This window comes from Halorubrum miltondacostae (assembly GCF_041379815.1).
Lineage (GTDB): Archaea > Halobacteriota > Halobacteria > Halobacteriales > Haloferacaceae > Halorubrum > Halorubrum miltondacostae.
Genome location: NZ_JBEDNY010000001.1, coordinates 887610 through 901794, shown reverse-complemented (window position 1 = coordinate 901794; position 14185 = coordinate 887610). Strand labels below are relative to the sequence as shown.

Annotated in this window: 14 protein-coding genes; 9 read left to right on the top strand and 5 right to left on the bottom strand. The window is 70.9% G+C overall.

Annotated elements, in window-relative coordinates:
• Positions 1–33: 33 nt before the first annotated feature.
• Positions 34–1236: an HD domain-containing protein gene (locus ABNG04_RS05000; protein ID WP_371160555.1), complete on the bottom strand. Its 1203-nt coding sequence runs from the start codon at positions 1234–1236 to the stop codon at positions 34–36.
• A 19-nt stretch (positions 1237–1255) separates the two neighbouring features.
• Entirely contained in the window at positions 1256–1810 is a 555-nt protein-coding gene (locus ABNG04_RS04995; protein WP_371160553.1) for a multiprotein-bridging factor 1 family protein, read from the bottom strand.
• 168 nt (positions 1811–1978) lie between these two features.
• On the opposite strand from ABNG04_RS04995, the gene ABNG04_RS04990 reads away from it, so the two are divergent.
• The 9 genes from ABNG04_RS04990 to ABNG04_RS04950 all read left to right on the top strand — a co-directional run bounded on the left by ABNG04_RS04990 (position 1979) and on the right by ABNG04_RS04950 (position 11942).
• The gene (locus tag ABNG04_RS04990; RefSeq protein ID WP_371160552.1) at positions 1979–2785 is read left to right on the top strand and encodes an alpha/beta fold hydrolase; all 807 of its coding nucleotides are present in this window, start codon (positions 1979–1981) and stop codon (positions 2783–2785) included.
• Between the two features lies 1 nt (position 2786).
• Positions 2787–4394: an AMP-binding protein gene (locus ABNG04_RS04985; protein ID WP_371160550.1), complete on the top strand. Its 1608-nt coding sequence runs from the start codon at positions 2787–2789 to the stop codon at positions 4392–4394.
• 116 nt (positions 4395–4510) lie between these two features.
• Positions 4511–5212: a helix-turn-helix domain-containing protein gene (locus tag ABNG04_RS04980; RefSeq protein ID WP_371160548.1), complete on the top strand. Its 702-nt coding sequence runs from the start codon at positions 4511–4513 to the stop codon at positions 5210–5212.
• A gap of 148 nt (positions 5213–5360) precedes the next feature.
• Positions 5361–6788 carry an ABC transporter substrate-binding protein gene (locus ABNG04_RS04975; RefSeq protein WP_371160546.1) on the top strand — a complete coding sequence of 476 codons (1428 nt, stop codon included), beginning with the start codon at positions 5361–5363 and terminating at the stop codon, positions 6786–6788.
• A complete protein-coding gene (locus tag ABNG04_RS04970; RefSeq protein ID WP_371160544.1) occupies positions 6788–7645 on the top strand; it encodes an ABC transporter ATP-binding protein in 858 nt (285 codons plus the stop codon). The genes ABNG04_RS04975 and ABNG04_RS04970 overlap by 1 nt, the downstream gene beginning before the upstream one ends.
• Positions 7642–8340, top strand: coding sequence for an ABC transporter ATP-binding protein (locus ABNG04_RS04965; protein WP_371160542.1), 699 nt, complete (start codon positions 7642–7644; stop codon positions 8338–8340). The genes ABNG04_RS04970 and ABNG04_RS04965 overlap by 4 nt, the downstream gene beginning before the upstream one ends.
• On the top strand, positions 8337–9389 hold the full coding sequence (locus ABNG04_RS04960) for a branched-chain amino acid ABC transporter permease (RefSeq protein WP_371160540.1): 1053 nt from the start codon (positions 8337–8339) through the stop codon (positions 9387–9389). Before ABNG04_RS04965 ends, ABNG04_RS04960 begins: the two co-directional genes overlap by 4 nt.
• 157 nt (positions 9390–9546) lie before the next feature.
• Positions 9547–10731, top strand: a complete 1185-nt coding sequence (locus ABNG04_RS04955; protein ID WP_371160765.1) for a branched-chain amino acid ABC transporter permease — start codon at positions 9547–9549, stop codon at positions 10729–10731.
• Between the two features lie 146 nt (positions 10732–10877).
• Positions 10878–11942, top strand: a complete 1065-nt coding sequence (locus tag ABNG04_RS04950) for a 3-oxoacyl-ACP synthase (protein WP_371160538.1) — start codon at positions 10878–10880, stop codon at positions 11940–11942.
• Between the two features lie 27 nt (positions 11943–11969).
• Here ABNG04_RS04950 and ABNG04_RS04945 read toward each other — a convergent pair whose 3' ends face one another.
• The 3 genes from ABNG04_RS04945 to ABNG04_RS04935 all read right to left on the bottom strand — a co-directional run bounded on the left by ABNG04_RS04945 (position 11970) and on the right by ABNG04_RS04935 (position 14150).
• A complete protein-coding gene (locus ABNG04_RS04945; RefSeq protein WP_371160536.1) occupies positions 11970–12377 on the bottom strand; it encodes a MaoC family dehydratase in 408 nt (135 codons plus the stop codon).
• A gap of 125 nt (positions 12378–12502) precedes the next feature.
• On the bottom strand, positions 12503–13735 hold the full coding sequence (locus tag ABNG04_RS04940; RefSeq protein WP_371160534.1) for an FAD-dependent oxidoreductase: 1233 nt from the start codon (positions 13733–13735) through the stop codon (positions 12503–12505).
• A 181-nt stretch (positions 13736–13916) separates the two neighbouring features.
• A complete protein-coding gene (locus tag ABNG04_RS04935) occupies positions 13917–14150 on the bottom strand; it encodes a YgaP family membrane protein (protein ID WP_371160532.1) in 234 nt (77 codons plus the stop codon).
• Between the last annotated feature and the right edge of the window lie 35 nt (positions 14151–14185).

Below are 14185 nucleotides of genomic sequence, written 5' to 3'. Positions count from 1 at the left end.
CGGCGCGGGCCGGCGGGACCCGTAGTCGACCGCTCAGGCGGGGGGTCGCCCGGTCGCGCGGAGGCCGAGGACCTCCCGCGCCGCCGTGCCGACCGCGTCGACGTGTTCCGCCGGACAGTAGACCCCGAGCGTCCAGCGACGGCGCTCGGCGGCGCGGAGGCCGGCGACGAGCTCCGAGGCGTCCTCCAACCGCTGCGGGACGCCGTCGACGACGACCGCGGAGCCGGACTCCTTGAGCGCCGGCCGCGAGGGGATGTCGACGATCACCGCGTCGCGGTCGATCCCGACGGCGTCCGCGATCTCGCGCTCGGCCGCCCGCTCCTCCGGGCGGCCGGCGTCGACCGTCCCGGTCGGTACCTCGTCGAGCTCGGCCCAGACCGCGCGCTTGTAGAGGTCGCGCCGCTCGATGCGCTCGCCGAGCGCCGGCACGCGGTCGCGGAGCTCGACGAGGAGGTCGTGGTCGGCCATCCGCCGGAACGACTCGGCGTCGGTGTCCGTGCGATCGAGGTAGCGCTCGCAGGCGCGCTCCAGCATCGCCCCCGCGACCCGGGAGACGTGGTGGCGGTAGACGACGGCGTTCATCAGCGAGCGCGCGACGAGGAGGCTTTCTGCGGTGGCGACGTTCCCCTCGTCCAAGACGAGGTCGGCCGACGCTCCCGCCCCGTCGTCGCCGATCAGCCGGAGCTCGGTGACGAGCCGACCGGTGTCGACGGTGCCGTACGGGACGCCCGTGTGGTGGGCGTCGCGCACGAGGTAGTCCATGCGGTCGACGTCGAGCTCCCCCGAGACGAGGGGGCCGAGCGCGCCCGCGCCGTCGATCAGGGCGGCGACGCGCTCCGGATCGAGCCCGTTGCGTTCGAGGACCTGACAGACCTCGCGGTCGGCGTCGGTGAGGAGCCACCGCACGTCGTCGTGGTCGCGGCCGGTCTCCCGTCGGATGATCCCCTCGGTCTGGTGGCCGTACGGGCCGTGCCCCACGTCGTGGAGCATAGCCGCGGCGCGGACGTGGGCCGCGGTGTCGTCGTCGACGCCGAGCCCGTCGACCGCGCGGCCGGCGAGGTGGTAGACGCCGAGGCTGTGCTCGAACCGCGTGTGGTTCGCGGAGGGGTAGACGAGCCGGACCGTGGAGAGCTGCTTGATGTGGCGCAGCCGCTGGAACGCGGGAGTGTCGACCAGCTCGGCGGCGAGGTCACCGAGCCGGACGTGGCCGTGGACGCTGTCTTTGATCGCCTTCATCCGCTCGCCTCGGTTCGGGTCACTCGTCGACGACGTCGATCCCGAACCGTTCTTCGAGCGCACGGACGACAGATCCGCCGACGCTGGCGGTCGCGGCCCGGCCGTCCTCGACCGCGAGGAGGTCGTCCTCGTCGACCTCCAACTCGTCGGCGACCTCCTCGACGGTCAGCCCGGCGTCCTGCCGCGCCTCGGTGACGACGTCGCCGTAGCCGGAGACGAGGTACGGGAGGCGGTCGGACTCGTAGCTCGTCCCCTCCTCCTCCCAGCGCTTCGAGTCGCCGGTCGCGGAGTCGTACATCTTCGCCTGCTTCCGGGCGAGCTCCTTGTTCCGGCTCTCGGTCGGCTGCGAGCCGGACCCGGCACCGCCGGGGCTTCCCCCGGAACTCCCACCGCTCGACCCGCCCCGGTCGCTCGGGGCGTTGCCGGCGTCGTCGTGGGGGCGGCAGTTCGAGCACACGAGCAGCTTCGCGCCGGCGACCGTCGCCTTGCGGAGGTCCGTGGTCTCGCGGCCGCAGAGCTCACACGCGTCCCCGTCGTCGCCGCCGCCGCCGCCGCCCGTCGAATACTTCGGCATACCCCGAGTAGTGGAGCCGGACCGTTAAAAACTCGTGGAGGGCGTCGCTCGTCCCCGCCGCGACCTCGGTCCCGGAGCGCGTCGGCGCCGCCGGACGACCCCGCGCCGACCGCGATGGTTGAAACGTTAACGCCCGGGTTGATGACGGACCGCGTCGTCGATCCGGGTATGCCAAGCGTGACACGGGACGGCGTGACGATCGACTACGCCGTCGACGGGGACCCCGACGCGCCGACCGTGCTGCTGCTCGAGGGACTCGGGTACGGCCGGTGGATGTGGCGGTGGCTCGCCGAGGCGTTAGCCGACGACTACGAGGTGCTCCGGCCGGACAACCGCGGGACCGGCGACTCCGACGCGCCGGAGGGGCCGTACACCGCGGCCGAGATGGCGGCTGACGCGGCGGCCGTCCTCGACGACCGCGACGCGGACGCGGCCCACGTCTGCGGCGCGTCGATGGGCGGGATGATTGCGCAGGAGCTGGCGCTCGCGGACGACCGGGTCGCCTCGCTGACGCTGCTGTGTACCTCGCCCGGGGGCGACGACGCGACCCCGACGCCGCCGGACGTCCAGGAGCACATCTTCTCCGCGCCCGAGGACGCGGACCCGCGCGAGCGGATCCGTTACCTGATGGAGCCCGCGGTCTCCGACGGGTTCTACGAGCGCGAGCCGGAGCTCGTCGACCGGATCGTCGACTGGCGGCTGGCGGGCGACGCGACCCCCACCGGCCGCGAGGCGCAGGCGGCCGCGGTGGCGGCGTTCGACGCGAGCGACCGCCTCAACGCGGTCGACTCGCCGACGCTGATCCTCCACGGGACGGCGGACAGAGTGCTCCCCGCGGAGAACGCCGAGCTGCTCGCTGGGCTCATCCCGCACGCGGACATCGACCTGTTCGACGGCGGGCCGCACCTCTTCTTCGTCGAGGAGCGCGAGCGCGTCAACGACCGGATCCGAAGCTTCCTCGGCGAGGTCGCCTGAGATGGCGACGGAGAACGATCCGCGGGATGACGACGAGACGCGAGGCGAGTCCGACGGGGCGGCCGACCCGCGACCGCACCCGCACGGCGACCGGGCCTACGAGTGGGTCGGGTCGCTGTCCGCCCGCCGCGCGCGGCTCTCGCCGGACCGCGTCGCGGTCACCGACACGGCCGCGAACGCCGAGTACACCTACGCGGAGCTGGACGAGCGCGCCAACCGCACCGCGCGCTTCCTCCGCGACACCGGCGTCGAGGCGGGCGACCGCGTCGCCGTCGTCTCGCGGAACCGCGTCGAGCTCGTCGACCTGTTCTTCGCGACCGGGAAGACCGGATCCGTGCTGGCCCCGCTGTCGCATCGGCTCGCCGAGCGCGACCTCGCCGCCGTATTGGGCACCGTCGACCCCGAACTGCTCCTCGTCGAGGCCCCCTTCGGCGGCGATGTCATCGACGCGTTAGAGCGGGCGGACGTCGAGCCCGCGGTCCGCTCGATCCCGACCGACGGCGACGGCGCCTGGCGGCCGTACACCCGCGACCTGCCGGCGGACGGCTCCCCCGTCGAGACCGCCGACGTGTCGCTCGCGGACCCGCACCTGTTCTTACACACCGGCGGGTCGACGGGGACGCCGAAGGAGACGGTGATCAGCCACGGCGCGATCCGCTGGAACGCGTTCAACACCATCACTGCGTGGGGGCTCCGCGAGGACGACGTGACGCCGATGGTGTTCCCGATGTTCCACACCGGCGGGTGGAACGTGCTCACCGTCCCGTTCTTCCAGATGGGGGGCCGGATCCTGCTGAGCCCCGAGGTCGACCCTGGGCGTGTCCTGCGCGACGTCGAACGCGAGTCGGCGACGACGCTGGTCGCGGTCCCCGCGGTGTTGCGGATGATGGCCCAGCACGACGAGTGGGACGACACCGACCTCTCCTCGCTCCGGTTCGTGAAGAGCGGCGGTGGCCCCTGCCGCGAGAGCGTCATCGCGGCGTGGCGCGACCGTGGGGTCGAGATATCGCAGGGGTACGGCCTCACCGAGTGCGGGCCGAACAACTTCGCGATGCCCGACGGCTTCCCCCGAGAGAAGACCGGCAGCGTCGGCGTCCCGGCGCTCGCGGTCGACGCGCGCGTCGTCGACGAAGACGGGCCGGTCCCGGACGGGACGGTCGGCGAGCTCGAACTCGCCGGGCCCGCGGCGGCCGATCGCTACTGGGAGGAACCTGACGAGACCGCCGAGACGTTCGGGGACTGGGTGTCGACCGGCGACCTCGCGCGCGTCGACGAGGACGGCTACTACCACATCGAGGGGCGCAAGAAGAACATGTTCGTCTCCGGCGGCGAGAACGTCTACCCGCCCCGGGTCGAGGACGCGCTCACCGACCACCCGGACGTCGAGGAGGCGGTCGTGATCGGCATCCCGAGCGATCGGTGGGGGACGGTCGGCAAGGCGATCCTCGTCGGCGACGAGTCGCTGTCTCTCGACGACGTGGAGTCGCACCTCGCCTCGCGCGTCGCCCGCTACGCGGTGCCGAAGGAGCTGGCGTTCGTCGACGAGATGCCGACCTCCGGTCCCTCGAAGATCGACCGCGCGGCGCTGAAAGATCGGTTCGGCGAGTAGGCGAGGTCGCGCTCGGACGGGTAGTCGCCGGCCCCCTCTTCCGACCGGACGAGGTTCGGCGGAGCGGCGCATCCCGCAGGAACAACCATTATATATGCGGGAGATAAGGAGAGGGCATGCTTGACGTCACGATGGATATGGAGCAGTTCGACTGCCCGTTCATCGACACCTCCGCCGATCACGACGTCTCCTTCTCCGCCATGCACTGGCAGCTGGACACGGCGGCGGAGCAGCTGGAGACCCGGCTGCTCGTCGAGTCGCCGGACCGGTACGAGCTCGGCGACGGGCTCACCGCGCTCCGCGACCACGAGAACATGGCCGAGTACCGGCTGTTCTCGAAGCAGGACGGGACGGCGATCATCCGAACCGTCATCGAGGAGACGAACGCGATGTCGACGATCACGGACCACGGCGGCTATATCACCGGGCCGTTCCTGATCGAGGACGGCTCCGAGCGCTGGCAGGTCGGGTTCGACGACGAGGCGACGACGGAGGCGGCGCTCCACGACTTGGAGAAGGGCAACGAGTTCGTCGTCGAGGATCGCTCCGAACTCTCGATGGAGGCGCTGTTCGACACGATGCGGAACGCGAACGCGGCCTCGACGATGCTGGACGCATGCCGCGACCTGACGGACGTCGAGCGGGAGACCATCGAGTCCGCGGCCGACGCCGGCTACTTCGAATCGCCGCGCGAGGCGACACTGTCGACGCTCGCCGACGAGTTCGACGTCTCCACCGCGGCCGTCTCGAAGAACATGCGCCGCGGCGAAAAGAAGCTGCTCCGCAGCGTCGTCGCCGCGCTCGACGACTTGGACTGACCGGCGCGGCGTTGGGTGAACGGGGGCGGCGGCGCGACGCGCGAAATCGCACTTTCGGCGGCGGAGTCGCACGAAATTCGCTGAATTCGCGTAGGCTGTTAACATCTTAACTCGGCCCTTGATGATGGTGTCCGTCGTCGAACAGTGTATGCGAGACGAACACACACGGCGAGCGTATCTGCGAGGAACCGGGGCCGCGGTCGGCGCGGCGGGACTCACCGGACTGGCCGGCTGTTCGGGCGGGGGGGACGGCTCGGACGGCGGCGACGGGATGGACGGGAGTGACGGCTCTGACGGCTCCGACGGGAGCGGCGGCTCCGACGGTGGCGACCTCTCCGGGGAGACGGTGCGAATCGGGGCGCTCCAGCCGACCTCGGGCGACCTCCAGTACTACGGACAGATCAGCCTCCGCGGGTTCTACTCCGGGCTGGCGTACAAACACGACCTCGACCCGATCGAGGAGGCCACGCCGGGGACGTACACGGTCGAGCCCGAGGGCGGTCCGACCTACGAGATCATCGTCGAGGACACCGGCTTCAGCCCCGACACGGCCCAGAGCGTCGCGACGGACCTCGTTTTGGACGAGGAGGTCGACGTCCTGTTCGGGGGGACCTCCTCGGACAGCGCGCGCCGGCTCATCAACACCGTCGTCGACGAGACCGACGTACCCTACCTCATCGGTCCCGCGGCCGACGCCGGGATCACGGTGAGCGACGAGTTCTGTCACCCCCTCGCGTTCCGCGCGAGCGAACACACCGCGATGGACGCGCGGGCGGGCGGCACGTACGTCGCCGAGAACTTCGACATCGACACGGTCGCGGTGTTCGCATCCGACAACGCGTTCGGACAGAGCGTCGCGGACAACTACACGCAGGTCTTGGAGAACAACGGGGTCGAGGTCCTCGAGCCGCGGTTCGTCGAGGTCGGCTACTCCGAGTTCGACGGGCTCTTCGAGCAGGCGATGTCGGACGGGGCGACCGGCGTCGTCGGCGGCTTCACGGCGTCGACGCTGCCGCAGTTCCTCACCTCGGCCATCTCCTTCGACGTCCAGGTGTTCGGCGGGTTCGCCGCCCTGCTGACGACGAAGCTCATCGGCGGCACCATCGAGTCGGCGCTGGGCGAGGGGTTCACCGAGCAGGACATCAAGGACGCCGGGCTCGGTCCGTTCACCAGCCGGTACCACTGGAACCAGTACGAGAACCCGATCAACGAGGAGTTCCGGCAGATGCACATCGACGCGTACGGGATCGTCCCCGACCTGTTCAGTTCCGGAACGTTCACCGCCGCCTCGGCGCTCTCACAGGCCGTCTCGGAGGCCGGCTCCACCGACGGCGCGGACATCGCGGACGCGCTCCGCGGCATGACCGTCGCCGATACCCCGAAGGGCGCGGACGGGTACACGTTCCAAGAGCACAACAACCAGGCGGCCTCGCAGATGACGGTCGCGTGGCCGGTCCCGACGAGCGACGAGTACGCCGACACGTGGGACGCGCCGATCATGCCCGGTCAGCCCCTTGAACGTCTCGACGCCGAGGACGTGATGGTCCCCGAAGAGGACGCGAGCTGCTCGCTGTAATGCTGCTGGAGACCGAGGGACTCACGAAGCGTTTCGGCGGTATCACCGCCGTCGACGGCGTCGACTTCGCGTTGGAGGCCGGCGAGCTCTGCTCGATCATCGGCCCGAACGGCGCGGGGAAGACGACGTTCTTCAACCTGCTCACGGGCGTGCTGGAGCCCTCCGAGGGGAGCATCCGGTTCGCCCCGTCGAGCGGCGGCGCGGGGTCGGCCGTGGACATCACCGCGGCCTCGCCGAACGAGACGGCGCTCGCGGGGATCCACCGGTCGTACCAGATCACGAACCTGTTCCCGACGCTGTCGGTGCTGGAGAACGTCCGGGTGGCCGCGCAGGCGAGTCGCGGGAGCGACTCGTGGAAACTGTGGCGCAACGTCGCCGACTTCGAGGACCACTACGCCGAGGCGACCGCGATCCTCGAACGGATCGGGCTCGCGGACGAGGCGGAGACGGTCACGGAGAACCTGAGCCACGGCGAGAAGCGCAGCCTCGAGATTGGCGTCGCGCTCGCCGGCGACCCGGACCTGCTCCTGCTCGACGAGCCGACCGCCGGCGTGTCGAGCGAGGGCGTCGACGAGGTCGTCGCGCTGATCGAGGACGTGGCCGCCGACCACTCGGTGATGCTCATCGAGCACAACGTGGAGATGGTGATGGACGTCTCGGATCGGATCGCCGTCCTCCACCGCGGCGAGGTGATCGCCGACGGCCCGCCGGAAGACGTGCGCGGCGACGAGGCCGTCCAAGAGGCGTACCTCGGCGGCTACGGCCGCGAGGAGTCGGCGGGAGGCGGAGAGCCCTCCGACGGGGAGGCGGCGGCCGACGGCGGTCGTCGCGCGAGCGCCGGAGGTGGGCCGCCGTGACGACCCTCGAACTCGACGGGGTCCACACCTACTACGGCGAGAGCCACATCCTCCAGGGCCTGTCGCTGTCGGTCGAGGAGGGCGAGATCGTCGCCCTCGTCGGGCGGAACGGGGTCGGGAAGACGACGACGCTCCGGACCGCGCTCGGGCTGACGCCGCCCCGGGAGGGGACGGTCCGGTTCGACGGCACGGACGTGACGGGGATAGAACCCCACGAGATCGCCGCCCGCGGGATGGGGTGGGTGCCCGAAGAGCGGCGCGTGTTCTCGCACCTCACGGTCGCGGAGAACCTGCGCGTCGCCGCCCACTCCGCGGCCGACTCGGACGGGCGGATCGCGGAGGCGTACGAGCTGTTCCCGGCGCTCGACCGCTTCAGCGACAAGGAGGCGGGCGACCTGAGCGGCGGCCAACAGCAGATGCTCGCGATCGCCCGGGGGATGGTCGGCGACAACGACCTCCTGCTCGTCGACGAGCCGAGCGAGGGGCTCGCGCCCCAGATCGTCGATGACGTCGTCGAGGCGCTGCGCGCGGCCTCGGCCGACACGACGATGGTCCTCGTCGAGCAGAACTTCCGCCTGGCGATGGACCTCGCCGACCGCTTCTACCTCGTCGACCACGGCGTCGTCGTCGAGGAGGGCGAGACCGCGGGCGTCACGAGTGAAGACGAGCGAATCCGGAGGTACCTGACCGCATGAGCCTCGCACCGCTCGCGGGGGCCGCCGCACAGGCCGCCCCGCTCGTCGATCCGGGGACGCTGCTCGCGACCAGCGGCGCGGTCGACGGGCTCCAGACGGCCGCCCGCGTCCTCGCCGAGGGTGTCGGCAAGGCCGCGGTGTACTTCACCATCGCGGTCGGGCTGACGCTCGTCTTCGGCCTGATGGGCGTGCTCAACTTCGCGCACGGCGCGGTCGCGATGGTCGGCGCGTACCTCGGCGGACTGGTGCTCGTCCTCTTTGTCGGCGCGAACACGGGGACGCTCGCGACGATACTCGTCTTTTTCGTCGCGTTGGCGCTCGTGTTCGCGGTGACGACCGCCGCCGGCAGCGCGATGGAGGTGGCGCTCATCAGACCGATCTACGACCGGACGCCCACCTACCAGATCCTGCTGACGTTCGGCGTCTCGCTCATCATCGAAGAGGTCGCCCGGATCGTCTTAACGCTCCGCGGCATCCAGCCGAACCCGCAGTGGCAGGCGCCGATGGGCACCGCGCCCGACGTGCTGCTCGGGCGCACCGAGCTGCTCGGCGTCGGCGTCAGGCGGCTGTACCTCTTCGAGGTCGCGATCGGCGCGCTCGTGGCGGTCGCGGTCTGGGCGTTCCTGACGAAGACGCTGTACGGGCTCTACATCCGCGCCGGCAGCGAGGACACCGAGATGGTCCAGGCGCTCGGCATCGACGTGCGGCAGGCGTTCACGGTCGTGTTCGGCGTCGGGACCGGCCTCGCCGCGGTCGGCGGCGTCCTGCTGATGTGGGACCCGATCTGGGGGCCCAGCGTGCTGCTGAGCATCGACGTGCTGCTGTACGCGTTCGTCGTCGTCATCATCGGCGGCCTCGGGAGCTTCACCGGGACGCTCGTCGCGGCGGGCATCGTCGGGATCGCCGACTCGGTGACGACGTGGCTGTTCACCACCGGGATCGTCACCTTCCCCGGCCTCTCCGAGGTGACCATCTTCCTCCTGCTCGTGGTGATGCTGATCATCCGCCCGCAGGGGCTCTACGGTGTCGAGGAGGTGGGGGGCCATTAGCGACCCCGACTCCGCCGCCGACGCGGACGCCGCGACCGAGGTGGACGCGCCGGCCGACGATCCGGACCCGCCCGTGGACGAGGCGGACCCGCTCCCGCCCTCGACCGCGACCAGCGGACTCCGCGAGTACCTCCGGGACCACGCCGTCCACGCGGCCGTGATCGTCGGGTTCCTCCTCTACCCGCTCGTCTACGAGGCGCTGCTGGCGACGCCCGCAGCGCCGTTCGCGGAGGCGTTCCTCCCCGCGATCACGTTCATGGTCGTGGTGCTGTACATGGGGCTGTTCGCGATGAGCTTCGACTTCATCAGCGGCTACACCGGCTACCTCTCGTTCGGCCACGCCGCGTTCTACGGCACCGGCGCGTACTTCGTCGTCCTGGCCGCGAACGGGCAGACCCCGGGGATCCCGGGCGGGACGCCGTTCATGATCACGCTCCTGCTCGGCGCGGTGGTGGCCGGCCTGCTCGCGCTCGTTATCGGGTCAGTGTCGTTCCGGCTCACGGGCGTCTACTTCGCGATGATCACGCTCGGGTTCGCGCAGGTGATCTACGAGCTGATCCGCTCGTGGGGGTACGTCTCGACGAACCCGACCGAGGGCGCGACGGTGAGCGGCGACGCGCTCGCGATCGGCGTCCCCTTCGTCGACGCGCTCAGCCTCGACGTGGGGCGGCTCACCGGCGAGAGCGTCGAGAACCTGCTCGGGCTGGGGATCGACTTATCGACGACGGTGGTCTCGTACTACGCGCTCGGGATCGTCGTCGTCGGCTGCTACTTCGCGATGCAGCGGATCCTTCACTCGCCGTTCGGGCGCGTGATGATCGCGATCCGCGAGAACGAGGAGCGCGCCCGCGCGGTTGGCTACCCGACCTACCGGTTCAAGCTGGCCGCGTTCGCCATCAGCGGCTTCTTCGGGGCGATCGCCGGCGGCGTCTTCGCCGCCTACTCGCGCTCGGTCGCGCCCGACGGGACGTTCTACTTCCTCGTCACCGCCGACGCGCTGATCACGACGATCATCGGCGGGTTCGGCACCCTCGCGGGGCCGGTGTTCGGGACCCTGTTCACGCAGGGGTTAGAGGACGTCCTCTCGACCGAGAGCGGCGGCGTGGCGACCCTGCTGCGAGAGGGGCTCCCAGCGAGCGTCCTCCAGGCCGACCTCTTCGGGATCAGCCTGGAGCTGTTCGTCAACACCGCGGTCGACGGGCGCGCCCCGCTGTACCTCGGGATCATCTTCGTGCTGTTCGTGCTGTTCGTCCCGAACGGCATCCTCGGGACGCTGCGCGACCGGCTCGGCGGCACCGTCGGGAAGCGGCTCCCGGACCACCTGCGGCGCTACCTCCGGTAGGGCCGCGGGCCCGCGGCTCCGCGGTCCCCGTCGCGCGCCGCGACGGGCCGCAACGCTAACAGACGAGACATGACCGATACCACCGGACACATGACCGACATCACGCAACACGGCACGGCGAACCGAACGCGACACGGAGGAGACGGATGACCGTCGGGATCACCGGACTTGGGACCTACGTCCCGGACGAGACGGTTACGGGCGAGGCCATCTCGGCTGAGAGCGGGATCCCTGAGGAGGTCGTCGTCGAAAAGATGGGCGTCCGAGAGAAGCACGTCTGCCCGCCTGATGGCGACCACGCGACCGACATGTCGGTGACGGCCGCCGAGCGCGCGCTCGCGGACGCCGATGTCGACCCGACCGACCTCGACGTGGTCCTCTACCACGGCTCCGAGTACAAGGACCACGTCGTCTGGTCGGCCGCGGCCGCGATCACCGACCGGCTCGGCGCGACGAACGCGTACGCGACCGAGAGCTACACGCTGTGTGCGGGCGCGCCGATCGCGCTCCGGCAGGTGACCGCGCAGCTGGAGACCGAACCGATCGACACCGCGCTGCTCGTTGCCGCGAGCCGCGAGGAGGACCTCGTCGACTACGGCAACGAGGACAGTTCGTTCATGTTCAACTTCGGTAGCGGCGCGAGCGCGTTCGTCGTCGAGGCGGCGGACGGGGACGGCGACGCGGAGAGAGATGCGGCGGACGACGCCCCCTTCGACGGTCGCGCCCGGGCCGTCGTCCGCGCCAGCGCGGCCGAGACCGACGGCTCGTTCGCCGACGACGTGGTGATGCCGGCGGGCGGGTCGAAGCGCCCGCCGAGCGAGGCGACCGTCCGCGAGGGGCTCCACACGCTCGACGTCCCCGACCCGGACGGGATGAAAGAGCGGCTCGGCCCCGTCTCGCTGCCCGCGTACCTCTCGGTCGCCGACACCGCGCTGGAGCGGTCCGGGTTCGACCGCGACGACCTCGACTTCGTCGCGCTCACGCACATGAAGCGGTCGTTCCACGAGCGCGTCCTCGACGAGCTGGGCCTCGACCCGGGCAGCGACGGCTACTATCTCGACGAATACGGCCATGTCCAGAGCGTCGACCAGGCGCTCGCGCTGGAGCGGGGCGTCGAGACGGACCGCCTCGAACCGGGCGACCTCGGCTGCCTGCTCGCGGCCGGGACTGGCTACACGTGGTCCGCGACCGTGATCCGGTGGCAGGGGTAGCGCGTCGCCGAGAGCGCTCAGCGATCCCTACGCGGACTCGTGCGGCAGCGAAAGTACCGTCGCTTCGCCGGAGAGGACGCGCTCGTCGCGTTCGGGGACGGTCGCGGTCGTCTCGACCACGACTCGGTCGCCGCCGAGGTCGTCGATGACGCTGACGCTCGCTTCGACCGTCTCGCCCGGGTACACCGGCTTCTCGAACGACATCTCCTGAGAGAGATAGACGATATCGCCGGAGAGCCGCGCGAGCGCCGCGGAGACGACCGCGGCCGAGAGGATCCCGTGCGCGACGCGCCCGTCGAACATCGTCTCGGCGGCGTACTCGTCGTCGAGGTGGATCGGGTTCTCGTCGCCCGAGAGCGACGCGAACGCCTCGATGGTCTCTTCGGTGATCGTTACTTCGTGGGTCGCCGTCTCGCCGACCGTCGCGACTGGCATACCGACGAGACGCGCGCCGGCCGCCTCAACCCCGTGGTTCAGCCTCGAACCCGCGGCACGGCGCGCTCGGAGCGCGTCGAGGGGGCGACGCGCCCGAATCGCCTCGCGAGGGGGACGCGCCCCGATCAGTCGTCCGCCGGCGCGTCGACCACGTCGGCGTCGGTGGGGTTCGCGCCGCCGTACGCCTCGACGAGCTCGTCCAGCCGCGCCGGGTCGTCGGCGTGGGCCAGCGGCTCGGTCGCCGTCTCGCAGGCGGCGTCGACGCCGAGGCGGTCGCAGACCTCGTCGACGGTCGTCTCGGCCATCTGGCGGTACGTGGTGAGCTTGCCGCCCACGACGCTGTACAGCCCGGCCGCGTCGTCGCGCTCGTGGTCGAGCAGCGTGAACCCGCGCGAGATCCCACGGCGGTCCGACCCGGCCTCGTCGGGCGAGTACAGGGGGCGGACGCCCCACCACGTCCGGACGGTCGGCGCGTCCGCGACCGCGGGTAGCATCGCGGCGCACTCCTCGACCGATCGCTCGACCTCCCAGTCCTCCGTCTCGTAGTCGTCGGGGTCGGAGACCGGCACGCTCGTCGTCCCCAGCACGACCTCGCCCTCGTGGGGCACGACGATGTCGCCGTCGTCGGGGTCGCGACACCGGTTCAGCACGGGTGGCGCTCCGTCGTACTCCACGGAGACCATCACGCCCCGACTCGGGGCCATCCCGACCGTGACGTCGGCCATCTCGGCGATCGAGTCGGCCCACGCGCCGGTGGCGTTGACGACGACCTCGGCCGAGAGCGTGTCGTCGACCGCGCCGCCGACGCGGACCGTCTCGACTGCGCCGTCGCGGACCGTCACGTCCTCGACCGGCGCGTGCGGGTGGACGGTCGCGCCGTGGCGCTCTGCGTCCGCGGCGTTTGCCGCGACCAGTCGAGACGGGTAGATGACGCCGTCCGGGACGCGGAACGCCTCCGCGACCTCGTCGGCGAGGCCCGGCACCGCCTCGCGGGTGGCGTCGCGGTCGAGTCGTTCGGTCTCGATGCCGATCGCCTCGCAGGCCACGATCTTCTCCTCGAAGTAGTCGGGGTCGTCGCCGTCGAGCCGGACGAATAGTCCCCCGGTCTCCCGGACGCACGCGCCGGCGATGTCGCGGAGCGTCTGGTTCTCGACGATACACTCCTCGGCCCCCTCGGCGTCTGCCTCGGCGTAGCGGGCCCCGCTGTGGAGGAGACCGTGCGACCGCCCGGAGGTGCCGCCGCCGAGGCCGCCGCGGTCAACGAGCGTTACGTCGACGCCGCGCATGGCGAGGTCGCGGGCGATCCCGGTCCCCGTCGCACCGCCGCCGATCACGAGGACGGTCGGGTCGTCGCTCACGCGCTGGTCACCCGGATTGGCGCGGGAGCGAGCTCCGCTGCGAGACGCCGTCGATTCGGATCACTGTCGATCATGGTATACATATACATTCTGCGCACTTGAGACTGCCGTCGAACGAGGGAGAAAACCGGTTTCGAAAGGGTGTTACCGGCCGAATTCCGGATCCGGCCGCGACGGCGGCTCAGCGCGATCCGCCGGCGTCGGCGGGGCAGGTGTCGACGCCGAGCACGGAGTAAAGGCCGCAGGTCCCTGTCGCGGCGGTCGCGAGCATCGCGAGGGCGACGACACCGAGCACCGGGGCCGCGATCGCGGGGAGGGGCGCGGAACCCGCGAGCGTGGCTAACGAGACGGCACCGGCGACGGCACCGACCGCTGTCCTGACGCGCTTGTCCATCGCACCGACGTTTTGGTTCATACATCACAATACGGCGCACAACCGTATGAAGCTTT

Bases quoted from the DNA above. Each gene is read 5' to 3' on its own strand.
- ABNG04_RS04960 (WP_371160540.1), top strand. From the start codon at position 8,337: ATGAGCCTCGCACCGCTCGCGGGGGCCGCCGCACAGGCCGCCCCGCTC.
- ABNG04_RS04995 (WP_371160553.1), bottom strand. From the start codon at position 1,810: ATGCCGAAGTATTCGACGGGCGGCGGCGGCGGCGGCGACGACGGGGAC.
- ABNG04_RS04985 (WP_371160550.1), top strand. From the start codon at position 2,787: ATGGCGACGGAGAACGATCCGCGGGATGACGACGAGACGCGAGGCGAG.
- ABNG04_RS04970 (WP_371160544.1), top strand. From the start codon at position 6,788: ATGCTGCTGGAGACCGAGGGACTCACGAAGCGTTTCGGCGGTATCACC.
- ABNG04_RS04945 (WP_371160536.1), bottom strand. From the start codon at position 12,377: ATGCCAGTCGCGACGGTCGGCGAGACGGCGACCCACGAAGTAACGATC.
- ABNG04_RS04980 (WP_371160548.1), top strand. From the start codon at position 4,511: ATGCTTGACGTCACGATGGATATGGAGCAGTTCGACTGCCCGTTCATC.
- ABNG04_RS04990 (WP_371160552.1), top strand. From the start codon at position 1,979: ATGCCAAGCGTGACACGGGACGGCGTGACGATCGACTACGCCGTCGAC.
- ABNG04_RS04935 (WP_371160532.1), bottom strand. From the start codon at position 14,150: ATGAACCAAAACGTCGGTGCGATGGACAAGCGCGTCAGGACAGCGGTC.
- ABNG04_RS05000 (WP_371160555.1), bottom strand. From the start codon at position 1,236: ATGAAGGCGATCAAAGACAGCGTCCACGGCCACGTCCGGCTCGGTGAC.
- ABNG04_RS04975 (WP_371160546.1), top strand. From the start codon at position 5,361: ATGCGAGACGAACACACACGGCGAGCGTATCTGCGAGGAACCGGGGCC.
- ABNG04_RS04950 (WP_371160538.1), top strand. From the start codon at position 10,878: ATGACCGTCGGGATCACCGGACTTGGGACCTACGTCCCGGACGAGACG.